The organism is Arthrobacter sp. B0316-5-4 (assembly GCF_059090325.1).
Map to the genome: position 1 here is coordinate 282,089 of NZ_JBNHFN010000001.1, position 22,807 is coordinate 304,895.

The 22,807-nt window shown below is 63.4% G+C and carries 19 protein-coding genes; 8 read left to right on the forward strand and 11 right to left on the reverse strand.

The window, feature by feature from the left end; genetic code table 11:
* Window positions 1-57: 57 nt before the first annotated feature.
* Genes AC5RU9_RS01275 through mtrA form a run of 3 tightly spaced genes read right to left on the reverse strand, consistent with a single transcriptional unit; the run spans window position 58 to window position 4,395 of the window.
* Entirely contained in the window at window positions 58-1,776 is a 1,719-nt protein-coding gene (locus tag AC5RU9_RS01275; RefSeq protein WP_494015041.1) for an LpqB family beta-propeller domain-containing protein, read from the reverse strand.
* On the reverse strand, window positions 1,773-3,749 hold the full coding sequence (gene mtrB / locus AC5RU9_RS01280; protein WP_494015042.1) for an MtrAB system histidine kinase MtrB: 1,977 nt from the start codon (window positions 3,747-3,749) through the stop codon (window positions 1,773-1,775). Before mtrB ends, AC5RU9_RS01275 begins: the two co-directional genes overlap by 4 nt.
* Window positions 3,721-4,395 carry an MtrAB system response regulator MtrA gene (gene mtrA / locus AC5RU9_RS01285; RefSeq protein WP_211714198.1) on the reverse strand — a complete coding sequence of 225 codons (675 nt, stop codon included), beginning with the start codon at window positions 4,393-4,395 and terminating at the stop codon, window positions 3,721-3,723. Before mtrA ends, mtrB begins: the two co-directional genes overlap by 29 nt.
* A 223-nt stretch (window positions 4,396-4,618) precedes the next feature.
* On the opposite strand from mtrA, the gene AC5RU9_RS01290 reads away from it, so the two are divergent.
* From AC5RU9_RS01290 to AC5RU9_RS01315, 6 genes are read left to right on the forward strand one after another with little or no spacing between them, the layout of a single operon-like run.
* Window positions 4,619-5,932 (forward strand): DUF7847 domain-containing protein, encoded by a 1,314-nt coding sequence (locus tag AC5RU9_RS01290; protein ID WP_494015043.1) that lies wholly within the window; start codon window positions 4,619-4,621, stop codon window positions 5,930-5,932.
* Window positions 5,933-5,973: 41 nt separating this feature from the next.
* A complete protein-coding gene (locus AC5RU9_RS01295; protein WP_494015044.1) occupies window positions 5,974-6,612 on the forward strand; it encodes a DUF4129 domain-containing protein in 639 nt (212 codons plus the stop codon).
* Window positions 6,609-7,811 carry a DUF4350 domain-containing protein gene (locus AC5RU9_RS01300; protein ID WP_494015045.1) on the forward strand — a complete coding sequence of 401 codons (1,203 nt, stop codon included), beginning with the start codon at window positions 6,609-6,611 and terminating at the stop codon, window positions 7,809-7,811. The genes AC5RU9_RS01295 and AC5RU9_RS01300 overlap by 4 nt, the downstream gene beginning before the upstream one ends.
* Window positions 7,808-8,848, forward strand: a complete 1,041-nt coding sequence (locus AC5RU9_RS01305; RefSeq protein ID WP_211714201.1) for an AAA family ATPase — start codon at window positions 7,808-7,810, stop codon at window positions 8,846-8,848. The genes AC5RU9_RS01300 and AC5RU9_RS01305 overlap by 4 nt, the downstream gene beginning before the upstream one ends.
* A 32-nt stretch (window positions 8,849-8,880) precedes the next feature.
* Window positions 8,881-10,173 carry a DUF58 domain-containing protein gene (locus AC5RU9_RS01310; protein WP_494015046.1) on the forward strand — a complete coding sequence of 431 codons (1,293 nt, stop codon included), beginning with the start codon at window positions 8,881-8,883 and terminating at the stop codon, window positions 10,171-10,173.
* 11 nt (window positions 10,174-10,184) lie between these two features.
* Complete coding sequence (locus AC5RU9_RS01315) at window positions 10,185-10,910, forward strand: DUF4166 domain-containing protein (protein WP_494015047.1); 726 nt, start codon at window positions 10,185-10,187, stop codon at window positions 10,908-10,910.
* Here AC5RU9_RS01315 and AC5RU9_RS01320 read toward each other — a convergent pair.
* Together AC5RU9_RS01320 and AC5RU9_RS01325 are read right to left on the reverse strand one after the other, a co-directional pair.
* Window positions 10,907-11,941 (reverse strand): uroporphyrinogen decarboxylase/cobalamine-independent methonine synthase family protein, encoded by a 1,035-nt coding sequence (locus AC5RU9_RS01320; RefSeq protein WP_494015048.1) that lies wholly within the window; start codon window positions 11,939-11,941, stop codon window positions 10,907-10,909. The genes AC5RU9_RS01315 and AC5RU9_RS01320 overlap by 4 nt on opposite strands.
* A 3-nt stretch (window positions 11,942-11,944) precedes the next feature.
* The gene (locus AC5RU9_RS01325; protein ID WP_211714205.1) at window positions 11,945-12,334 is read right to left on the reverse strand and encodes a chorismate mutase; all 390 of its coding nucleotides are present in this window, start codon (window positions 12,332-12,334) and stop codon (window positions 11,945-11,947) included.
* Window positions 12,335-12,493: 159 nt separating this feature from the next.
* Between AC5RU9_RS01325 and AC5RU9_RS01330 the strand changes: the two genes are divergently transcribed.
* Window positions 12,494-13,150, forward strand: a complete 657-nt coding sequence (locus AC5RU9_RS01330) for an NADPH-dependent F420 reductase (RefSeq protein WP_211714206.1) — start codon at window positions 12,494-12,496, stop codon at window positions 13,148-13,150.
* Window positions 13,151-13,229: 79 nt separating this feature from the next.
* Here the strand turns inward: AC5RU9_RS01330 and AC5RU9_RS01335 are convergent, their stop codons facing one another.
* The 4 genes from AC5RU9_RS01335 to AC5RU9_RS01350 form a co-directional block, all read right to left on the reverse strand.
* Entirely contained in the window at window positions 13,230-14,936 is a 1,707-nt protein-coding gene (locus tag AC5RU9_RS01335; protein ID WP_494015049.1) for an ABC transporter ATP-binding protein, read from the reverse strand.
* A complete protein-coding gene (locus AC5RU9_RS01340) occupies window positions 14,933-15,964 on the reverse strand; it encodes an ABC transporter permease (RefSeq protein WP_494015050.1) in 1,032 nt (343 codons plus the stop codon). Before AC5RU9_RS01340 ends, AC5RU9_RS01335 begins: the two co-directional genes overlap by 4 nt.
* A 2-nt stretch (window positions 15,965-15,966) precedes the next feature.
* Entirely contained in the window at window positions 15,967-17,058 is a 1,092-nt protein-coding gene (locus AC5RU9_RS01345; protein ID WP_494015051.1) for an ABC transporter permease, read from the reverse strand.
* 132 nt (window positions 17,059-17,190) lie between these two features.
* Window positions 17,191-18,819: an ABC transporter substrate-binding protein gene (locus AC5RU9_RS01350; RefSeq protein ID WP_494015052.1), complete on the reverse strand. Its 1,629-nt coding sequence runs from the start codon at window positions 18,817-18,819 to the stop codon at window positions 17,191-17,193.
* 246 nt (window positions 18,820-19,065) lie between these two features.
* Between AC5RU9_RS01350 and AC5RU9_RS01355 the strand changes: the two genes are divergently transcribed.
* Window positions 19,066-19,893, forward strand: a complete 828-nt coding sequence (locus AC5RU9_RS01355) for a caspase family protein (protein ID WP_494015053.1) — start codon at window positions 19,066-19,068, stop codon at window positions 19,891-19,893.
* Between the two features lie 23 nt (window positions 19,894-19,916).
* On the opposite strand, the gene AC5RU9_RS01360 is transcribed toward AC5RU9_RS01355, so the two are convergent.
* Window positions 19,917-21,542, reverse strand: coding sequence for a gluzincin family metallopeptidase (locus AC5RU9_RS01360; protein WP_494015054.1), 1,626 nt, complete (start codon window positions 21,540-21,542; stop codon window positions 19,917-19,919).
* 94 nt (window positions 21,543-21,636) lie between these two features.
* Window positions 21,637-22,758 (reverse strand): tRNA 2-thiouridine(34) synthase MnmA, encoded by a 1,122-nt coding sequence (mnmA, locus tag AC5RU9_RS01365; RefSeq protein ID WP_494015459.1) that lies wholly within the window; start codon window positions 22,756-22,758, stop codon window positions 21,637-21,639.
* Window positions 22,759-22,807 lie beyond the last annotated feature (49 nt).

The following is a 22,807-nucleotide window of genomic DNA, read 5'->3' on the forward strand; positions in this document are numbered from 1 at the left end:
GAAGGCCATCGGCGCCGTATGTGGAAAAGGGGGCCTGAATGCGGCCGGACGAAGACGTCAGCCAGGAAACGCCGGTTCCGTGGGTCCTTTGAGTTGGAGCTCCCAGCCGTTGCCGACCCGCTGGAAAATCCCTGCATCCGACTGACCATAGATCTGCTCAGATCCGTTGCCGGCACTGAGAGTGGTCAGGCCGTCCCACGGAGCGAGTTGCTGGGGTTCCCCCGAAGCCAAACTGAGCAATTCCGGAACCACTGTGGACGTCGCCGAACCGGACATCACGGCAACTGTCGAGCCGTTGATCCACACGCCCTGATTTGCCGTACCGGTGCTTAGGAGGGTGACCGGAGTTGTGAGGTCTTTGGGCACGCCGTCGGGAGTACGGACTATCCCCGTTATCTGTACTGCGGATTTGCCGTTGGCCTCCGAAATTACCAGGGCCCGGGTCCCTTCCCTGGACACGCGGAAATCCTTAACTGTCCGGCCAGAGAGCCAGGACGGGGTGATGGTAACGGCCGGCACGGTGGTGCCCGGTGGAACCCCGGTGGGTTTGTAGGCCACCACCTCGGCAGCACCGTTGGCACCAGGGCCTGCCGTCCAGACCCAGTCATGTGGGCTGAAGGATGGCCCGGTCAGTGTGCTCCTGGTGGTCAGTTGGCGCGCAGGCTGCCCGGGTTCGATGGAGTAGAGGGTGGTCTTGTCGCCGTTGAGGAAGGCGGCCGTCTGGGACACTGGCGACTCCGCAGGGGCATGCGGCCCCAAGCCTGCCACCGACTGGATGTCCGGAAGCGGGGTCACCCTGTTGTTCTCGTACCGCACCAGGTCACCATTGCTCACGGCGATCTGGCGGGCGGGGACGTTCTTGTCCAGCACCGGCGGCAGAACCGTTCCGTTGTCCTCGACACGGACCAGGTCCTGGTCTGCCCGAAGTTGGACGTTGATGACATCGGGCTGGCTCCTGAACGTCAGGGCCAGCTGGTTTTGCATCCTCTGGCGATCCTCCGCGGAGGCATCAAACAGTTCCTTCGCGGAAAGGTCCACCTGCGCAGCGCCTGAGACCACGGGTACGGACTCGCGGGCCAGTTTCATCCCCGACGGGAATGCGCTGACCACCGCGCCACGAAGGTAGGGAGCCGGACCGGCCAACAAGGCGCTGGTCATCGACTTGACGGTGTTCTTCTTGATGAACCAACGATAGTCAGGAACCGCGGAGGTGAAGGTCGGATCATAGAAGTAGATGGGGTTCGCCCCGTAAATGACCTTGAACGTTTCTTCCGGAATGGCCGTGCCGTCCGGGACCTTCGAAATGCGCCACTCCCCCTCGACCTGCTCCAACGTCAGGGGAATTGTCTCCTTGGTTCCCGGTGGGAACTGGGTGGCAACACCGTCGGCGTCCACGGAGTAGGCGAGGTCAAGTTCGTAAAGGTATTCGTTTTCCGCGGCCGTCTTGACCACGTGCGCCTCACGGAAAACGATGGCCCTCTTGTCAGGCTTCCACGTCACCGACTGCGCCTGCGTCAGGTACTGGCGGGCAACTGGGTAATCGTCCTCATAGCCGCTGCCGGCCATGTAGAAATCCTCGATGATTGTTTCCGGACTGGAACCGGCGCGGGGAGCGGCAGGGAAGAACACCGGCGCATTCGGATTGCCCGCCCCCTCATCCTTGCTCTTGCCCACTGGACCTGATCGGGGAATCTGCGCACAAGACGTGAGCAGAAGCACCAGCATGGCCAGAATGGCAACGACTGCCTTGGAGCGACGGAAGCGCGTACTCGTCACGGTGCCTCTCCTGTTCCGTCACCTGTTTGCGGACTCCGTCCGGCATCCGGACCCGGCTGCACGGGATTGCCCGCGGATCCTGTACCAAGCACCAGCATGTGGCGTTCGCTTGCCGATCCGGGGAATTCGAAGTCAGCGGGCTCCAGAAGCAACGGCGACTTCACGATGGTGCCGCCCTGGCGCAGCGGCAGTGTCAGGCGGAAATTGGACCCCGAACCCTTGCGGCCCCATGCCTGCAGCCATCCGTTGTGCAGCTTGGTGTCCTCGGCAGCGATCGACAGACCAAGGCCGCTTCCTCCCGTGGTTCGGGCGCGGGCAGGATCCGCCCGCCAAAAGCGGTCGAAGACCCTGGCTGCCTCGGCCTGGCTCATGCCGATGCCGTGATCCCTGACGGACACGGCCACAGCATCGTGGTTGGCTGCAACTGAAATATGGATAGGCCTGCCTTCACCATGTTCGAGTGCATTGAGCAGCAGGTTACGGAGGATCCGATCGATTCTCCGGGAGTCCATTTCCACCACGATGCTCTTCTGGCGGGCGCTCAGCCGTACTTCCGAACCGTATTCCTCGGCCACGGGCGCCGCGCCGTCTATAACGTGGGAAATAACCTGCAAAATGTCCTGCGGTTCGGCGTCGAGGACAGCGGCGCCGGCGTCGAACCGGGAAATCTCAAGCAGGTCCGAAAGCAATGACTGGAAGCGCTCAACCTGGTGATAAAGCAGCTCCGCCGACCTTTTGTTCATGGGGTCGAACTCGTCACGGGCGTCGAAGAGCACCTCCGCGGCCATGCGCACCGTCGTCAGTGGGGTGCGGAGCTCGTGGGAGACATCGGAGACGAAGCGCTGCTGCATCTGGGACAGCGTCGCCAACTGGGTGATCTGTTCCTGGAGGCTTGCAGCCATGTGGTTGAACGAGGCGCCCAACCTTGCAACCTCGTCCTCGCCCTTTACCACCATGCGTTCTTGGAGCTGTCCGGCGGCCAGCTTTTCCGAGACCACTGCCGCGTGGCTCACGGGGCTGACCACATTTCGGGTGACGTACCAGGCAATGGCACCAATCATGAGGACCAGGGCGGCACCACCGGCCCAGAGGACATTCTGGATCTCATTCAGGGTTTGTTGGGCCGAATTGAGGTCGTAGATCAGGTACAGCTCATAGGCCGTGCCGTTGAACGTCACCAGGTTTCCGACGGCGATACCGGGTCGGTCCTCGTTGCCCACCGGGAACTGCGTGGAAGCCCAGAACTGCTGCTTCCCGCCTTCCTGGACGGCTTTGCGCAACTCCGGCGGTATGACCCGAACGGTCAGTTGGTCCGAGGCCCTCGACTCGACCCACCGGTTTCGGGGCTTGGTCTGCTCGGGTTTAGCTTCAAAGACGTATCGGCGTTGGATCACCGATCCCCGGCCTTCCACAGCCGTCAAGGTGTCATAAACCAGGGTGATGACGCTCGACTGGTCGGTGACCTGGGCGCCGTCGAACGTGTCCTGGACCTGCTTGACGTTGTAGCGCGACTCGGATTCCGCCTGCGCGAGGCGCTCTTGGAAGAGGTTGTTGGCGATTTGGTTGGACAGGTACGCGCCAACGATGGCGAATGAAGTCACTGCAAGGAGCAAGGTGGTGAGGACCGTCCGGAATTCCAGGGAACGGCGCCACCGGCGCAGCAATGACCTCCACAGGAAGCGCAGGCCGGGCCTGATATGCCGGATGCCGGTGGAAACCAGCCGCGACACCCGAAGGACCAGGATCAGCGCCCGACGCGTCCAAATCCGGCCACGGGTCAGGAACCACGAGAGGTTCCGTACCTGACGCGGGGATGGCTCCGGGGATGACTCTGGCGGTTCGGGGGTAGCCGAAGTAGCCGGCGTCGGGTCTTCGACGCCGGCCGTTCCAGAAACCTCGGGGGCCGCATCCCCTTTTGCCGTGCCGGCCTCGCCGGCCGCGGACTCAGGAACCTGCTTTATATCCGACACCACGCACCGTCAAGACAACTTCTGGCGCTTCCGGGTCGCGTTCAATCTTTGAGCGCAAACGCTGGACATGGACGTTGACCAGCCGCGTGTCTGCGGCGTGCCGGTAGCCCCACACCTGTTCGAGGAGGAGCTCGCGGGTAAAGACCTGCCACGGCTTCCGGGCCAAGGCCACGAGGAGGTCGAATTCGAGGGGCGTCAGCGAAATGCGCTCCCCGCCACGGGTCACCAAGTGACCGGCGACGTCGATGGTTACGTCCGCGATACGCAGTGTTTCGGGGGCCTTCTGTTCGCCCGGACGCAGGCGCGCACGAACACGCGCCACCAGTTCGGCGGGCTTGAAGGGCTTTGGCACGTAGTCGTCGGCACCGGATTCGAGGCCCCGGACCACATCCGACGTATCGGACTTCGCCGTGAGCATGACGATCGGAACGTCCGACTCACCGCGGATCTGGCGGCACACTTCGATGCCGTCCGAACCAGGGAGCATGAGGTCCAGGAGCACGAGATCGGGCTTCGAGGAACGGAAGATCTCCAAGGCCTGTCCGCCATCTGCGCAGAAAACGGGCTCGAAGCCGTCGTTGCGCAAGACGATGCCAATCATCTCCGCGAGTGCTTCGTCGTCGTCCACTACCAGAATGCGTGCCTTCATAGTTATATATTCCCTTATCGCCAAGTCTTTGTCCCGTTGGGCACGGCGCACGGCATGGCGCCCCCAGGGCAATTCCACCGTAACGCACCACGGCGCGCCCACGCTTGCCGGAGGCTGCGCGGCGACAGGCTAGGAGCCACGACGGCGGGACTATAGGCTGGGGGCGAAGGTCCGTGTGGGGGACGTCGGACGTCGGCGGAGCGGGCCTTATGGGGAGGATATCGTGTCACAACCACAGCACGGCCAGGATGGGGTGCCAGGCAACCAGCCCGCCTGGGGCAACCAGCCACCGCCAGGCAACCAGCCCGCCTGGGGCAACCAGCCACCGCCAGGCAACCAGCCCGCCTGGGGCAACCAGCCACAATGGGGCGGCCCTCCGACGTGGGCGGCTCCGCAGGCCGGTGGACAAGGCCAGCCGGGCCAGCCGACACCAGTCTGGCCGCCCGGAGCTCCTTATGGTCAGCCCCTTTACGTTGCTCCCCCGAAACCCGGTGTCATTCCACTGCGACCGTTGCAGTTCGGCGAGATCCTCGATGGCTCCTTCCAAACGATCCGACGCAATGCTGCGGCGATGTTTGGCTCGGCGCTGATCGTGCAGGCCATTGGGGCCGTACTGGCCGGGGCGGTCACGGTGGGGATGGTCCAGATGACCTCATCCCTTGAGACCGTCAACTCAGAGGAGGAGTTCCTCGAAGCGATGGGCCCGGTCTTTGCCGTGATGGCAGGCGCCCTGGGTATCTCGGTACTGATTGGTTTCCTGGGCTCGGTCCTCCAGGGTGTTTTGGTGGTCCCGGTGGCGAGGTCGGTCCTCAATCGAAGGACAGGCTTCAAGCAGATGTGGGTGCTTGCCGGCCGGAGGATCTGGCCGCTTCTTGGCGTTGCCGCCTTGCTGACCGTGGGCGGGCTGCTCGCTGTTGCTGCCGTGGCGGGGATCGCGGTGCTGCTGTTTACGGCGATGGGACCGGCGGCCTTGCTGGTTGTCCTGCCTGTGGGGCTGGGTTCCATCGTCCTTTTTGTTTGGATTGGCCTGAAGCTGATGCTCGCCCCGGCGGCCATCGTCGTGGAACGTACAGGCGTCTACGACGGGCTCCTGCGGTCCTGGCAGCTGACCAGGAACAACTGGTGGCGTATTTTCGGGATCACCCTCGTCGTGGCGATCATGGTCGGAATCATTGCCCAGATCGTGCAGATTCCTGCTTCCCTGGCCGCCACTGCCATCGGAGGGGTGGTTTCGCCCCACCCCGACCAGGAAACAGTTGCGTCCACCATGGTGGTCACTACGGTGATTTCCTCCGCAATCGGGGCTTTGGTGGGGTCAGTGACCTTCGCCTTCCAAGCGTCGGTCCTGGCGTTGCTGTACATGGACCTCCGCATGCGTCGGGATGGACTGGATGTCGAGCTGATGCGGTTGATGGAAACCGGCGCTGACCCGGACGGCATCCCCGGCGCTCCGTCGGCCCAGCCCGGCAGTACCGGCCAGCCGCCGGGCGGTGGACACTTTCCTTACACCCCGCCCGGTCAGCGTCCACCCGCATGAGGCTTAACGGCTGGGACGCACTTGTGGCCTTGGAGCCACCTGTGGTTCCGGATCGCGACGAAGCGCGCCGATGGGCCGCCGAAGAACTCGCCAAAGCCCAATACCCGGACGCCCGCCCCGGTTGGGTGGACCAGATGTGGCGGGATTTCCTGGACTGGCTCTCATCCTTTGATGGGGAGTTGTCCAGTCCGGGACCCGACCTTGCCGTGCCCGTGATCCTCGCCTTGGCCGTAGCAATCATTATCGTGGCCATCTTCGTGGTCCGGCCGAGGTTGAATGCACGGCGGAAAGCGGGGGACACAGACATCTACGGTGACGACCACAGCATGGACGCGGACGGGTACCGGAGTCGCGCCGCAACTGCGGCCGACGACGGCGACTGGCCGGCCGCCGTCGTCGACCTGTTCCGTGCCCTGGTCAGGTCCGCCGAAGAGCGGGACGTGATCGATGTCCGGGCCGGCAGGACCGCAGATGAAGCCGCAGCCCAGCTGGGAAGTGTTTTTGGCGCTGCACAAAGCCGGCTGGATGCTGCGGCCCGCGTGTTCGACGCGGTGCGCTATGGCGAAGCGGGCGCGACGAAAGCCGATTATGGTTCGCTGCGGGAGTTGGACGCCGATGTCCTTGCAATGAAGCCCGACTATGCAGGGCAGGCCACTGCCGGCTTCGCGGTGCCACGATGACGACAATCCCGCAGGAACGCACACAAGATTCGGATGGACCGGCACCGGCCGATGGCTCCTCCAGGCGAGCCTTCCCGGACTGGTTCCGGAAAAACCTGGCATGGATCGCCATTGGTGCCCTCCTCGCCGGCTTGGTGGCCTATCTCGCCATTTCCAGTGTCACTGGAAACGCCGATAAGCGCCCACTGTCCGCCCGGAATCCGGCCCCGGATGGCGCGATGGCAACGGCAGAGATCCTGGGACGCCATGGCGTTTCCGTCACTCCGACCGACACGTTGGAGGAGACCAAGGCTGCGTTGTCGGAGAAGCCCGAAGCCACAGTGCTTCTCTACGATCCACGTGGCTTCCTCGACCAGGACCAAGTACAGGACGTAGCCGCTGCGGCGGACCGGTTGGTGCTGGTCAAGCCAAGGTTGCGGAGCCTGAGCGGACTGGGGCCGGACTTTCGCCCGGGTGGCGTCGTTCCTGAAGCAACCACGGTGATTGAACCGCGTTGCGACCAGGAGGACGCCACGGCGGCCGGCAAAATTTCCGCGCAAGGACCTGTCTTTTGGGGGCCTGTAGTGTGCTTCCCCATCCGGGACGGCGGACCGGGAGTGTATGCCGCAACAGCCGACGGACGCGTGGTGGTGATCGGCAGCACCGAGGTATTGGACAACGGACACCTTGCATCTGAGGGCAACGCGGCCCTGGCACTGCGGACCTTGGGGAACAGCCCTGAGCTTGTCTGGTACATGCCCGGCATCGAAGATATTGCTGCATCCGATTCAAGGCCCACCCTGAACGATCTGGCACCACGTTGGCTGGCATTCGCCGGCCCCTGGCTTGGCCTCGTGGCCGTCCTGGCCATTGCCTGGCGGGGACGGCGCATGGGTCCGCTGGTGTTCGAACCCCTTCCCGTGGTGGTGAAAGCAGCAGAAACAGCAGAGGGCAGGGCCAGGCTGTACCAGGACTCCCGGGCTGTAGGGCGCGCGGCGGAGAATCTTCGGGCAGGAATCCTCACCCGCTTGGCCCGCCATTTCAACCTCGGGGCCGACGCCACCACCGAAGCTATCCTGGACGCCTGCTCCCACCGATTGGGGAGGCCGGCACCCGAAATACGTTCAGTCCTGATCGACGCCATGCCCGCAAACGAAGGCCAACTGGTGCAGTGGGCCCAACAAATCGAACGAATCGAAGAGGAGGCAACCGCCCGATGAGCAGCCAGCCGAACAGCTACACGGACACCAACAGCCAACACACAGGCGGTGCCGCACCACAGCAGGCACCGGAACGCCCTGCGGGGGAAGACCCTGCACGGCAGTCGCTGCTCAACGTCCGGGCGGAAGTGGGCAAGGCTGTCGTCGGCCAGGATGCCACAGTGACGGGCATGCTGATCGCCCTGCTTTGCGGTGGCCACGTGCTCCTGGAGGGTGTGCCCGGTGTGGCGAAGACACTCCTGGTGCGGGCGTTGTCCACGGCGCTTAGCCTGGACACCAAGCGCGTGCAATTCACCCCGGACCTGATGCCGGGCGATGTGACGGGGTCCTTGGTGTACGACTCCCACTCGTCCGAATTCACTTTCCGCGAAGGCCCGGTCTTCACGAACATCATGCTCGCGGATGAGATCAACCGGACGCCACCCAAGACCCAGGCTTCGCTGCTCGAAGCAATGGAGGAGCGCCAGGTCTCGGTCGATGGGGTGTCCCGTCCGTTGCCGGCGCCTTTTATCGTGGCGGCCACGCAGAATCCTGTGGAGTACGAGGGCACCTATCCCTTGCCGGAGGCCCAGCTCGACCGTTTCCTGCTCAAGTTGACCATGCCCTTGCCCGGAAGGGCCGAGGAGATTGAGGTCATCCGACGCCACGCCGGCGGTTTTGATCCACGCAACCTCGCCGCAGCTGGCGTACGGCCGGTGGCTGGCGCCGTCGAGCTGTCCGCCGCCCAGGCGGCAGTAGCGCAGGTGACTGTTGCTCCCGAAATTCTTGCGTACATCGTGGACGTGGTGCGGGCCACGAGGTCCGCCCCGTCCTTCCAGCTCGGCGTCTCGCCCAGGGGTGCCACCGCATTGCTCAACACGTCCAAAGCGTGGGCGTGGCTATCGGGCAGGTCCTTCGTAACCCCGGACGATGTCAAAGCGTTGTCCTTGCCCTGCCTGAGGCACAGGGTGGGCCTGCGGCCGGAAGCCCAGATGGATGGCATCCAGGTGGATGAGGTCCTGGGCAGCATCCTGGCGTCCGTCCCGGTGCCGCGATGATTCCAGGTCTACTCGAGGACCGGGCGGCGTAAGTGGCGATCACAGGACGTTTCGTGCTCCTGGCCTTGCTGGGATTGGTTCCCTTGGTGGTGTTTCCGGCATGGAGCACCGTTCTGCTTGTCAGCCTGGGACTCCTGCTTCTGTTGGTCCTTGACCTCATCGTGGCGGTGTCTCCGGCCAAACTGGGCTTGGAACGACGACAACCCGGCAACGTGACGCTTGAGGGCCAAGTGGAATCCGTTGTGATGGTGTCCAATCCCACGCGCCGTAAGCTGCGGGCCCATCTCCGTGATGCATGGCAGCCGTCAGCTGGAGCCATCAATCCTGTCCAGAGCATCACGGTCCCGTCCGGTGAGCGGCGCCGCCTGACCGTGGCCCTCGTCCCCCGGCGCCGCGGGGATTTGGAAAGCCCGCACCTGACCATTCGCTCAATGGGGCCCTTGGGCCTGGCCGCCCGGCAGCGCACGCGCTCGCTCCCTGGCCGGCTACGGGTTCTGCCGCCCTTCCATTCAAAACGGCATCTGCCTTCCAAGCTCAGGAAGCTCAGGGAACTGGACGGCAAGGCGGCCGTGCAGATCCGCGGCGCCGGAACGGAGTTCGATTCCCTCCGGGACTACGTCCGTGGAGACGACGTCCGGTCCATCGACTGGCGCGCCACGGCGCGTCGGACGTCCGTAGTGGTGCGGACCTGGCGCCCGGAGCGGGACCGGCGCGTCGTCGTCGTCCTCGATACCTCACGCACTGCTGCGGCCAGGATCAACGATGAGCCCCGCCTCGATACCGGCATCGAAGCCGCGTTGTTACTGGCTGTGCTCGCCGAGCGGGGCGGAGACCGGGTGGACTTCCTCGCCTACGACCGCAGGTTGCGCGCCCGCGTCGAATCGGCGTCGAAGGGCAATCTGCTGGGACAGTTGGTCCAGGCCATGGCCCCGTTGGAAGCGGAACTGATCGAACTGGACTGGCAGCAGATACCGGGCCAAGTGCGGGCCGTCTCGGCGCACCGCTCCCTGGTGGTTTTGTTGACGGCGCTCGACGGCGGTGCCCCCGAAGAGGGACTCCTCCCCACAGTTGCGCAGTTGTCGCGTCAACACGCGGTAGTGGTTGCCTCAGTGCGGGACCCCCTCCTCAGCGGCATGAAAGAACAACGGACAACGGCCAGCCAGGTCTTCCGTGCGGCCGCCGCTGAGCGCGCGCTGTTGGAACGGGCCGCCGTTACGGCCCAACTGCGACAGTTGGGAGCCGAGGTAGTGGACGCCGACCCCCTCGACGTTCCGCCGCTCGTCGCTGACACCTATATCCGGCTGAAAGCCGCCGGACGGCTCTAGGAAGGACACCCATGAACGGACCCATCTACCAACTCGCCCTCGGTGAGGACTTCAAAAGGCTCGCGCCAGAGCTTCAGGAGTATTTTTCGCTTTCGGCTGGTTCAGGCACCTACGGAATAGGCGAGGGGACCTTCGATGTTGTGGGTTGCCGGCAGAAATGGCTGCGGCCCCTGCTCGCGTTGACCGGAAGCGAGCAGGCCTTCTTCCCCGAGTACGGCGAAGGCATACGGTTCCGGATCGAAAACCATGCCCATGTTGATCCATTCGGGCGCCCGGCGCTGACGGCCCGCCGGGAGATCTACTTCCCGTCCGGAACGAGGCTTTTCCATGACACGACCAGCGCCATTCCGACGTCCGGCGAGCAACCGGCACCTGGGGTGGAAGCCCGCTTGGTGGACCATGTAGGGCGGTATCGCCGGCTGGTCACGGACCTGGAGGTGGGTGTCACTCCAGAGGGCCGGCTACGTGGAGTGTCCAAAGCCAGCCGGCTCCTGCTGGGGCCGCTGCGGATCCCCTTGCCGGCGGCCCTGGACGCCCGGGCCTACGCCGAACAATGGTGGGACGACACCGAAGGCAAGCACCGGATCCAGGTCAAGGTCATCCAGCCGCAGATCGGCCTGGTCCTGGTGTATGCCGGGCGGTTCGATTACCGTCTGGCACCCTACCTGCCCGGCACGGCACCCGGCACAATGCTCCCGCGGTACGCCGAACCGGACCGCTGGGAGGAACGGATCTAGCCCTGGATAAGTTGGTCCAGACCATCAGCCACGTTCGTCAACTTGGCCAGGACGGCCTTGGCCGACGACGGCGTGAAGTGTTCCAATCCCGTGGAAGGAGTGACCCGCACCCCCGCAAGCTGCGATGCCGGCAAGCCGAGTTGGCGCCACGGCTTCCAGATGCACTCCACCACGTCTGCTGTACGGGGCAGCGTCGCTTGGGGATCACCTGTTGGCAGGGCACCCGCCCACAAGCGTTTCCCGTCTTCGACGGCGGCGGCAAGCTGTTCCCACTGCCGGGTTGTCAGGGCCCTGAGCGGCACGGCAACGCCATCAGCTCCGGCAGCAAGCACGCGGTCAATGGGTGCCTCAATCTCCGGAACCGACACAACGGTTTCCACCACCCCCGCAGCCTTGAGCGCGTCGATGACCAACCGCCACGCGCCGGTCACTTCCTCCCCGGGGATGGAGCGCAGGGTCCGGTAGCCACTCGCCGTCGGGATGGTCCCCGCCATGATCGAAGCGATATCCGGTTCGTCCACCTGGACCACGATTCCGGCGCCCGGCACCGCCGCTGAGAGCCTCCGAACATAGTCACCGACGCCAGCTGCCAGGGACTCCGCAACGTCCCGCCTGGCGCCATAGTCCAAGAGAGCCCGTTCGCCGTTGTGCAGGTAAAGGCTGGCAGCCAGGCTCATGGGGCCCAGCATCTGGACTTTCAGGGACGTGGCCGAAATATCCTCGGCACCAGCGATATCGGCCAGGATGTTGATGTCTGTGGACAGGGCCGATCGTGCGCGTTGGGCATCCTTGCCGGGCCTGTCCACCAGCCGCCAACCATGCGGCTGGACGTCGATGGCCAGGTCCACCAACAGGGAACCCGTTCGGCCGACGGCGTCCGCTCCCACGCCCCTGTCCGGCAGCTCAGGCAGGAACGGTAGATGGGGGTCGCCCAACTCGCCGCGGATAATCCGGTTGGCCTCCGCAGGGTCGCCGCCCGGCCACGGCCCCAACGCCGTGGCGCTGGCACGCAAGTCATTCGCTGAGGACACGGATCAAGCCTGCTGGCTGGAGATCTGGTGATCCTCGGCAATGGCCTCATGGTGGCGGATCACTTCGCTGATGATGAAATTCAGGAACTTCTCCGCGAAGGCGGGGTCAAGGTGCGCGTCCTCAGCGAGCCGGCGCAGCCGTGCGATTTGGGCAGATTCCCGGCCCGGATCCCCGGCGGGAAGTTTATGGGTGGCCTTGAGGACTCCTACCTTCTGGGTGGCCTTGAAGCGCTCAGCCAGCAGGAAAACCAGGGTGGCGTCGATGTTGTCGATGCTGGACCGGATGGACAGCAGCTCATCCATGACGGCGCGGTCCACCTGGCCGGCCAGGGAACTCGCTGCCGGGTTGAAGGAATCGGCGTCATCGGGAAGGGCATTGTTGTACTCGGTCATGCACCCCAGTCTAGGGTGTGGGGACCGGACACCGCCGGTGTTACTTGCCCTCCACGGGCGAGGCACGCACCACGCCCCGCGAGCCCTGAGGGCAGTGTTCCTGATGCCGGAAACGGAGCAGAATGGCAGCATCACTGCAGGTTAGGCAAAGGAGCTCACATGAAAATCGCTGTGCTGGGTACGGGAATGGTAGGGCACGCGCTCGCCGGAAAACTGGTCACCTTGGGCCATGAAGTCACCATGGGTTCCCGCGAAGCCGGCAACCCCAAGGGCACGGAATGGGCCGCCCAAGCCGGTGCCGGGGCCAGCGCTGGCTCGTTCGCGGAAGCCTGCGCGCAGTCCAGCCTGATCATCAATGCCACACCCGGTACCGTCAGCCTGTCAGTCCTGGCCGAGGCGGGGGACGCCACAATGGATGGCAAAATCCTGCTGGACGTCTCCAACCCGTTGGATTCATCAAAGGGGTTCCCTCCCCCGCTCTCGGTCTGCAACACGGACAGCATCGCCGAAACCATCCAAAGGGCCCACCCCGGAGTCCGTGTCGTGAAGTCACTGAACACCGTCACCGCACCGGTCATGGTGGACCCTGGCCGGCTACCGGGCCCACACGACATCTTCATGGCCGGTGACGACGCTGACGCCAAGGCTGTGGTTTCCGGCCTGCTCCAGGAATTCGGTTGGACTCCCCCGCACATCCGGGACCTGGGCGGACTGGACGCCGCACGCGCAATGGAGATGTGGCTCCCCCTCTGGTTGCGTATTTTCATGCAGCAGCCCCAAGGAAAGATGTTCAACATCGGCATCGTCTCCGAATAGGCCACATGCAGCAAAGGCACGCCCCCAAAACATGGGGGCGTGCCATTGCCGTGGCTCTTGCGCCGGGAGAAATGCCGGCTTAGCCGCCCAGCAGCGCCCGGTGCGCTTCCCGCCGTCGTGCTTGTTCGTCCGGGTCCGGCACCGGCAGCGAGGCGATCAGCCGCTTGGTGTAGTCATGCTGGGGCGAACCCATCACATGGTTGCCGATCCCCTGCTCCACCAACTGGCCTTTGTAGAGCACGCCCACCCAATGCGACAACATGTCCACCACTGCGAGGTCGTGGCTGATGAAGAGCGCCGCGAAGCCGAACTGCTCCTGGATGTCCTTGAAGAGGTCCAGGACTTTGGCCTGCACCGACACATCCAGGGCCGAGGTGGGTTCGTCGGCGATCAAAAGCCGCGGGTTCAGCGCCAGCGCCCTCGCGAGGGAAGCCCGTTGCCGCTGCCCACCGGACAACTCGTGTGGGTAGCGTTGAGCGTACGACGCCGGCAACTGGACTGATTCGAGCAGCTCACCGACCTTTTTCCTCGCTTCGGCGGCGCTCGGTTTCGTGTGGATGATCAGCGGTTCCGCCACGCACTCACCAATGGTCAGGTGCGGGTTGAATGAGGCCGCCGGGTCCTGGAAAACGAATCCGATCTCCTTCCGCAGGGGACGGAAAGAACGTTCTTTGAAGTCCAGCATTTCGTAGCCGAGAACTTTCAAACTGCCACCGGTCGTCCGGTTCAAGCCGGCGATGGCGCGGCCGATGGTGGACTTTCCTGAGCCGGACTCGCCCACCAGGCCAAAGACCTCGTTCTCCGACACCGTGAAGCTGACGTTGTCCACGGCCTTGAAACCGTGCCGCCCGAACCGTCCCGGGTACTCGATAGTCAGGTTCTTCGCCTCGACCAGCACCTTGCCATCCTGGTGGAGGCGGCCCCGGGCACCCTCAGAGGCCGAGTGTCGGCCCAAATGGGGCACCGCGGCGAGGAGCTTGCGGGTGTACTCCTGCCGGGGTTCGGCGAAGAGGACGCGGGACGGCGCCTCTTCCACCACATCGCCCTGGTACATGACAACCACACGGTCAGCGAGGTCAGCCACAACGCCCATGTTGTGCGTGATGAGCACAATTGAGGTGCCGTAGTTGTCCCTGAGGTCGCGCAGGAGCTGCAGGATTTCGGCCTGGACGGTGACGTCCAACGCCGTGGTGGGTTCATCGGCAACGATCAGCCCCGGGTTCAACGCGAGCGCCGCGGCGATGACGACACGTTGTTTTTGACCACCGGAGAACTGGTGCGGGTAGTAGTTGACCCGGGTTTCCGGGTCCGGAATACCTACCTTGCGCAGCGCCTCGGTGGCCCTTTTTTTGGCTTCCTTGGCGGAAACACGCTTCCCATCCGTTGCGTGGGCCCGGATACCTTCGGCAATTTGCCATCCCACTGTAAAAACAGGATTCAATGCCGTGGATGGTTCCTGGAAGACCATGGCAACGTCCCTGCCCCGGATTTTCCTGAGCGCGGACTTGCTGACACTGATCACGTTGTTGCCGTTGATCACAACGGCACCTGAGCTGATGGCCGTTTCCGGAAGCAAACCCAGAATGGTCTTTGCGGTGACGGTCTTTCCCGATCCCGACTCGCCCACAATGGCAACTACTTCACCGGCCTTCACATCCAGGCTGACGTCCTTGACGGCGTGAACGTCCCCGCCATCGGTGGCGAACGTGACCTGGAGACGGTCGATGGTAAGCACGGGCTCACCAGCAACGGCCTGGTCTGACACATTTCCAAGGTTGGTGGTCATGGCTTTCCTGCCTCTGCCGGGGTCTCCGGCGTTCCTGTTTCCGGGTTTGCAGACGGTGCCGGGTTTGCGGACGGTACCGGGGTCCTGCCGGCGCGCTTGCGGCCACGGATTCGGGGGTCGTTAAGGTCGTTGATGCTCTCTCCGACCAACGTCAACCCCAGTACGGTCAAGACGATTGCAATACCGGGAAAGACACCCGTCCACCAAATTCCGGACGAGGTGTCAGCCAGGGCCTTGTTGAGGTCGAAACCCCACTCGGCCGCTGACGTCGGTTCGATGCCGAAGCCCAGGAAGCCCAAGCCGGCCAAGGTGAGAATGGCCTCGGATGCGTTGAGGGTGAACATCAGTGGCAGCGTCCTGGTGGCGTTCTTGAAGATGTGCCGTCCGATGATGCGCAGGCTCGACGCGCCCAGGACCTTGGCCGACTCCACGAATGGCTCAGCCTTGAGGCGGATGGTTTCGGCGCGTATCACCCGGAAGTACTGTGGCACGAACACCACGGTGATGGATAACGCACAGGAGAAGATACCGCCCCAGAAACTGGACTGGCCACGGCTGATGACAATGGAGATCACGATCGCCAGGAGCAGTGTGGGGAAAGCATAGATGGCGTCTGCGACCACTACGAGGATCCGGTCAAGCCAGCCACCGAAGTACCCGCTGAGCAGCCCCAGTGCGACACCGAGGAACAGGGACATTGCAACGGACACAATGATGACGGTTACGGCTGTCTGCGAACCCCAGATAACCCGCGACAGGACGTCATAGCCTCCCACGGTGGTTCCCAGCAGGTGCTTTCCACCCGGAGCCTGCTGGGTGGGGAAGGAACCGGAGGCATCGCTGAGCTGGGAGTATCCGTAAGGTGCCAGCAGTGGAGCGAAAATGCTCGTCAGGATGAACAGCCCACTCAGGACTACCCCCACAATGAGCATGCCGCGTTGGAGCCCCACGCTTTTCCTGAGGTGGGACACCACCGGAAGCCGCGAGAACAGGGGCTGCCGGGGCGGGGTGAGCGTTGGTGTGCTCATGGTCAGTACCTCACTCGGGGGTCGATGAGCGCGGCGATGATGTCCACGATGAAGTTGGTGACGGCCACGATGATGGCCAGCAGCACCACGATGCCTTGGACAGCCACGAAGTCGCGGGCGTTCAGGTACTGCACCAGTTGGTACCCAAGGCCTTTCCACTCGAAGGTGGTTTCCGTCAGGATGGCACCGCCCAGCATCAACGCGATCTGCAGGCCCATGACGGTAATGATGGGAATCAGTGCCGGTTTGTAGGCGTGCTTGGTCACAAGCCTGTACTCGCTGACGCCACGGGAACGACCGGCCTCGACGTAGTCCTTGCCGAGCGTGCCGATCACGTTGGTGCGCACCAGGCGCAGGAACACCCCGGCGGTCAACAAGCCGAGTGCGATGGCTGGGAGGACTGCGTGGGCTGCGACGTCTCCAAGTGCCGTGAAGTTGCCACTGCGCAGCGCGTCCAACCAATAGATGCCCGACGGCGCCGCGAGTCCGCCCATGGTCAGTTCCGTGCGGGTTGAAGCACGGCCCGCGACGGGGAACCATCCCAGCCAAACGGAGAAGGTGAGCTTCAGCAGCAGTCCGGAGAAGAAGACGGGTGTCGCGTAGCAAAGGATCGCGAAGAACCGCAGCACGGCGTCGGGCGTCTTGTCCCGGTGTTGGGCGGCGATAAGTCCGAACGGAATTCCCACTGCGAGCGCAACGATCAGCGCGTTGATGGACAACTCCAGCGTTGCCGCACCAAACGTGGTGAGCACCTCGACGACGGGACGCCGGTCGGTGATCGTGGTACCGAAGTTTCCGGTCAGGAGTTGGCCAAGGTACTCGAAGTACTGGACAAGGACGGGCCGGTCGTAACCGGCGTCGTGTATTCGCTGGGCCAGGACATCCGGAGGTAGCCGGCCGCCCTGGGCTGCGGTGATGGGGTCGCCGATGACCCGCATGAGGAAGAAGACGAGTGTCACGAGGATGAAGACGGTGGGGATGATCAGGAAGAACCTGACCACGATATATCTACCGAGGCCACCCCCGGCTTTGGATTTGCTCTTAGGAGCTACGATGCCGGGCTCAGCCTCGGGCACCTCAATAAGTGTTGTCATTATTACCTGTATTTCCTGCCCGTGGATTGCGCGGGATTTGGCTCATACATGCTGGCCACGTTGGGTTGGTCAGCAAAGGAGGCGGGACACCTGGTCAGCGTCCCGCCTTCCCTTCCCATTACTGAGGTGCGGTTACTTGGAAACAGTTCCGAGACGGAACTTGAACGACGGATCCAGCGTCTTATCGACACCGTTCACGCCACTGCCGACAACTGCCACCTGGGCACCCTGGAGCAGGGGCAAAGTGGAGATGTCCTTTGCCAGCGCATTCTGGACATCCTTGATGTCCGCTTCACGCTTGGACTTGTCCGCTTCGGTGAGCTGCTTTCCGATGAGGTCGTTGACCGTAGCGTTGTTGTAGTGGTTCTTCAGGAAGCCGCCCTCCGGGAAGAACGGGGTGAGGTAGTTGTCGGCGTCACTGAAGTCAGGGAACCAACCGAACTGGAACAGCGGGTACTCGTCGGCGCGGCTGGCCTTGCTGTAGGTCACCCACTCTGTGGATTGGAGGTTCACAGTGAACAGGCCGGACTTCTCAAGCTGTTCCTTCACCATGGCGTACTCGTCACCGGAGGATCCGCCGTAGTGGTCCGGGTTGTACTGGAGGTTCAGTGCCACGGGTTGGTTGATCCCGGCATCCGTCAGGACCTTCTTGGCTTTGTCCAGGCTTGGCTTGCCGGCGTCGCCATATGCGTCCTTGAACGACTCGTTGGCTCCGAGGAATCCGTTGGGAACGTTGGAATACAGGGGAAGGTAGGTGCCCTTGTAAACCTGGTCGGCGATGGCCTGCCGATCAACGAGGTTGGCGATGGCCTGCCGCACGGCAAGTGCCTTGGCGGGGTCCGCGCCGGTGGCTTTGGTCCCGAATGGCATGGTGTCGAAGTTGAAGGTGATGTAGCGGATTTCGCCACCGGGTCCGGTGAGCACCTTGACCTTGGAATCCTTGCGGAGATCATCGACGTCGGTTGCGCTCAAGCTGCGGAAGGCTACGTCGATGGCGCCTTGCTGGATTTCCAGTTTCAGGTTGGTGGGGCTGGCGTAGTACTTGATGGTGGCGGCGTCGTTCGCCGGCTTGCCAAGGACACCCTTGTAATCGGCAAATGCCTTGAAACTAACCAGCTCGTTCTTTTTGTAGCTGTCGATCGTGTACTGGCCGTAGAAGGCGTTGGCCTTGATGATTTCATCATCGGAGAGGATCTTGTCGGCCGGGAAGACTTCATCGTCAACGATCGGGGCGGCAGGGCTGCTGAGGACCTGGCCAAAGGTCTGGTCGTTGGCGTTCTTGAGCTTGAACACCACAGTGGTGGCATCCGGCGCGCTCACGCTGGCGATGTTGGTGAGCAACGACGCCGGTCCGGCGGGATCGTTGATGGCTACCTGGCGGTCGAACGAAAATTTGACGTCCTTGGAGTCCAAAGTGTGGCCATTGGCCCACTTGAGCCCCGACTTGAGCTTGACCGTGTATTCGGAAGGGGCCGTGAACGACGACGATTCGGCGAGGTCGGGTACCGGATCTGCGCTGCCCGGCTTGGAATTGAGGAGGAAGGAGTAGATCTGGTTCATCACCATGAATGAACCGTTGTCATAGGAGCCTGCCGGATCAAGGGAGGTGACCTTGTCCGTGGTGCCGTAGGCGATGGGGCCGGCGGCAGCCGGAGCGGATGATGAACCGCCTCCGGAGGGCCCGGTGCATGCCGTCAAGGCGAATGCGGAGATGCCCGCCAGCGCGATAACGCCGTGCAGGGCCTTCTTGTTCAGTGCCATCTGGTGAACCTTCTGTTCGATGGATTGGGCGCGCCGCCGTGGAAAATTTGTGACGACGGACACTCTTGATTCCACGATTCAACCAGACTTCCCAGGCCGGGAGCCCCGGAAATTGTGATTCGAGACACAAAATTTACCTTCCAGTAGCTTTCTTCCCCGTCTGGCAACCATTGCCCGCCCGCAGAGGCCGGAATATCGTTGATCCCGGGTGGTCAGTCAAGGGACGACGGTTCGAAGGACAGGCACATGGATAAGGCAGCCCTCTGCGTAGGCATCAACCAATTCGCATCCCTGCCGCAGTCGAGCTGGCTCCAGGGCTGCGTGAACGACGCCAAGGACCTGGCAGCTGTCCTGGCAAAAACGTACGGCTTCGAGGACTCGTCCATCACCGTCCTCTGCGACGAGCAGGCAACAAAGCAGGCCGTCATGGCGGAGCTGAACAAACTGGTGGACGCGGCGGCCGCCGGGAAGACGACCCATCTCGTTTTCACCTTTTCCAGCCATGGCACCCAAATCCCTGATACCAACGGGGACGAGGAAGATAGCCTGGACGAGGCCTTCGCCTGCCATGACATCACCAGCAGCGGCGACGCGTGGGACCCGGACACTGTGATCTCCGATGATGAACTGGCCGCCGTTTTTGCCCGCTTGCCCGAACGTGTCCTCATGGACGTTGTCCTGGACACCTGCCACAGCGGCACTGGGCTTAAATCCTTGGACCTGCTTCCCGGCAGGCGTCCGCGCTTCCTCCCCGCGCCAACGCCGGAGGCTGCCATAGCGAACGAAGACAAGGAGCTCCGAACCCTGCGTGACCTGGTCAAGTCCGCCAAGCTCTCGACTCCCGTGCTGATGGCAGCCTGCCGGTCGGACCAAACGGCCGCAGATGCGTTGATCGAGGGCCGCTATAACGGCGCCTTCACCTACAACTTCCTGAAGTCACTCCAGAGCGACGGGACGTTGGGCCGGTCGGAAATCCTGAAGCTGGTCAGCAAAGGCCTGAAGGCCGGCGGCTTCGACCAAGTGGCGCAACTGGAGGCCTCGAAGGCAGCCCGCAAGGCCGCTTGGGGCGCTTGACGGCCCGCGTTAGGCGCCGGTCCCTAGTCGCCGGTGTCGTGGAACCTGTCCCGCACGCCTGAGGACGCAGCCTGCTCGGCGTCGTGCTGTTGGTCCGAACCGAACAACTGCCCTTGGCGGTCCCGGTCCATCACGGGCTTGAGTGCGGCGTACACCAGCCGCCCACCGGCGTCGAACCGCAGAACCCCGCCACCGCGGATGTCCACGTAATCCCTTTCGGTCCTCAGGCCGAGGCGCACGTTCGCTTCCCGCCGGCTCATCCGTACCGTTTGGATGAACGAAGCCCCAATCTCGGAAATGATGAACCCGTCCGGGGACACACGCTCCGATGTCCGGACGCGGGTGGAACTCAGTGGAGTTCTTCGCTCCAGCCTTGCCGCCTCAAGTAGCCTCGGGTTTTCCCACACGAATCGCTGCACTTCCTGGGGGTCGGATCCCAGTGCCGAAAGGCGGATGGGATAACGGAGCCCTTGGTAGTTGTCCACACCGCTGATGTTGTACATGGACACCCGCCGGATGCCGATTGCGGAGAATTCCGCTTGAAGCGCCTCACGGTACCCATGCATGTCCTCGGGAACCATATCCAGGTCGGCTGCAATGATGCCCCGCAGGAGATCCCGCCAAGATACGTCCACCGGCGGCATGTACGAAAGGCCCCGGATAACCATGCGCAGGACACGGGTTGCCACGATCGAGCCTGACTCGGCTTTTTGCTGGAGGCTCTGCCCTTCCCCCAGCCTGGCATTCCTTTCGGTCCAGAGCCGCTGTACAGCGCGGAGCACCGCACCCACCACCACGGCGCCACGTGCATGGGGTTCAGGCAGTTCCTGCCACTGGTCCGGAACGGCACCCACGAACGGCTCACGCAGTGGGCCCCGGGCGAACAGGTCGCGTGCGAAATCGAAAAGCGATCGCATCATGACCATGTCGTCAACCACCTGCCCCGCTTCGAAACCGCCCCCGGCCGCTTCAAGCTGCCGGTAGACAACTTCCCGCGAAGAAAATACCGAAAGGATGGCCACGATGTCGGCCAACGCCTCGTGCATCGCCAACTGCTCCATGGTGGCCAGCTCATCGGCCCAGGCCGGACGGAATCCGTCCAGGATCGCGTGCGTCACTTCATGGGCCACGATGTCCCTGTAGAGGGCCGTGGGAACTTTGTAGCCCATCCGATCCACCGAGCCGAAGCGGATGACGTTGCTTCCACGCTGGTATCCGGTATCGGTGGCAGTGACCAGGTCGCGTGCTTTGAGGACCACGCGCCCCTCCGGGTTCCACGGCATGCGCCTGCCCAGTGTGCTCTCAAAAATGTCCAGGGTGCTCATCGCCACCCCGTACACATGTTGGGCCAGGAATCGGGTGTCGTCCAGCAGTTCCCGCAGTCCGTGCGGTGGTGGCTCGTCGACCAACTGCCACGGGTCCCCCTGACGGGTAAGTGTCACCGGGGATACGTTGGTACCGCGCCACTTCCGGATGTGGATGGCGTAGCGGTGCCCGGTGGGACCGCGCCTCAGTCGTTCCACAGGAATCCGCACCTGCGCCGTCAACGGAGCAGCACCGGCCGCTCCAATTGGCCCTTCAGCCAGGACGGTCACCGTGACCATCTGCCCGGCTTTGACGTCTCCCGGGCCCTTCTTTGGAAATGCCACAGTCATCGCCATCCCGAATGCGGACCCCAAACACCGCAGCGGAAAGCGCTGCTTAGCCCAGTATGGAGGCCGGCCAATCGGGAGGCAATGGTCCTTAGAGTGCTGCGCGCTGCAGGGAACGGGCGGCGTCGATGGTTGCTTGCCCCAGGACCCTGCTCCCCTGGTAGAGGACCACGGTCTGGCCGGGAGCTACACCACGCAAGGGATCCGTCAGGGTAACCACGAGCTCAGACCGCTCAATGCCGGAGTCGTCGGTCACTGCTTCCACGTGCGCAACTGCCGGCACGGGATCGCCGTGGGCGCGGACCTGGGCGTAGCAGTCGAACTCTGCACCAGTGGCAACCTCTGAAATGGGCAGCCCTGCCCACGAAACCTTGATGCCTCGAAGTTCATCGATGGCAAGGAGCGCTTCCGGGCCAACCACAACTTTGTTTTCCTTGGGACGGATTTCCAGGACAAACCGGGGCTTGCCATCGGCTGCGGGCGTCCCAAGCTTCAGGCCCCGCCGTTGTCCCACCGTGAAGGCGTTGGCGCCGGGATGCTCCCCGACCTTGGTGCCGGTTTCATCGACGATATCGCCGGTAGTCATCTCGATCTTTTCGGCCAACCAGCCACGGGTGTCGCCGTCGGAAATGAAGCAGATATCGTGGCTGTCCGGCTTGTTCGCCACGGACAGGCCGCGTCGCTCAGCTTCGGCACGGACTTCAGCCTTGGACGGCGTGTCAGCGAGCGGGAACATGGAGTGCTTGAGCTGCTCGTGGGTCAGGACGCCCAGAACGTAGCTCTGGTCCTTTGCCCAGTCAGCGGCGCGATGGAGTTCGCGGTTACCGTCGGCGTCTTCGATGACCTTGGCATAGTGGCCCGTGCACACGGCATCAAAACCCAGGGCAATGGCCTTCTCCAGCAATGCGGCGAACTTGATGCGTTCGTTGCAGCGCATGCACGGATTGGGAGTGCGCCCGGCGGCGTACTCGTCAATGAAGTCCTGGACGACGTCTTCCTTGAAGCGTTCCGAGAAGTCCCACACGTAGTACGGGATTCCCAGGACATCGCACGCACGCCAGGCATCACGGGAGTCCTCAATGGTGCAGCAACCGCGGCTTCCGGTGCGAAGGGTCCCTGGCATGCGCGACAACGCGAGGTGGACCCCGACGACGTCGTGCCCTGCCTCTACTGCGCGGGCGGCTGCCACGGCGGAGTCGACTCCGCCGCTCATTGCTGCAAGTACTCGCATGCTGGCTTTCTGTGTGTTTGGGGCTGCCCTG

Bases quoted from the DNA above. Each gene is read 5' to 3' on its own strand.
- mtrA (WP_211714198.1), bottom strand. From the start codon at position 4,395: ATGAAGGCACGCATTCTGGTAGTGGACGACGACGAAGCACTCGCGGAG.
- AC5RU9_RS01300 (WP_494015045.1), top strand. From the start codon at position 6,609: ATGACGACAATCCCGCAGGAACGCACACAAGATTCGGATGGACCGGCA.
- AC5RU9_RS01305 (WP_211714201.1), top strand. From the start codon at position 7,808: ATGAGCAGCCAGCCGAACAGCTACACGGACACCAACAGCCAACACACA.
- AC5RU9_RS01315 (WP_494015047.1), top strand. From the start codon at position 10,185: ATGAACGGACCCATCTACCAACTCGCCCTCGGTGAGGACTTCAAAAGG.
- AC5RU9_RS01325 (WP_211714205.1), bottom strand. From the start codon at position 12,334: ATGACCGAGTACAACAATGCCCTTCCCGATGACGCCGATTCCTTCAAC.
- AC5RU9_RS01330 (WP_211714206.1), top strand. From the start codon at position 12,494: ATGAAAATCGCTGTGCTGGGTACGGGAATGGTAGGGCACGCGCTCGCC.
- AC5RU9_RS01335 (WP_494015049.1), bottom strand. From the start codon at position 14,936: ATGACCACCAACCTTGGAAATGTGTCAGACCAGGCCGTTGCTGGTGAG.
- AC5RU9_RS01340 (WP_494015050.1), bottom strand. From the start codon at position 15,964: ATGAGCACACCAACGCTCACCCCGCCCCGGCAGCCCCTGTTCTCGCGG.
- AC5RU9_RS01345 (WP_494015051.1), bottom strand. From the start codon at position 17,058: ATGACAACACTTATTGAGGTGCCCGAGGCTGAGCCCGGCATCGTAGCT.
- AC5RU9_RS01350 (WP_494015052.1), bottom strand. From the start codon at position 18,819: ATGGCACTGAACAAGAAGGCCCTGCACGGCGTTATCGCGCTGGCGGGC.
- AC5RU9_RS01355 (WP_494015053.1), top strand. From the start codon at position 19,066: ATGGATAAGGCAGCCCTCTGCGTAGGCATCAACCAATTCGCATCCCTG.
- mnmA (WP_494015459.1), bottom strand. From the start codon at position 22,758: ATGAGCGGCGGAGTCGACTCCGCCGTGGCAGCCGCCCGCGCAGTAGAG.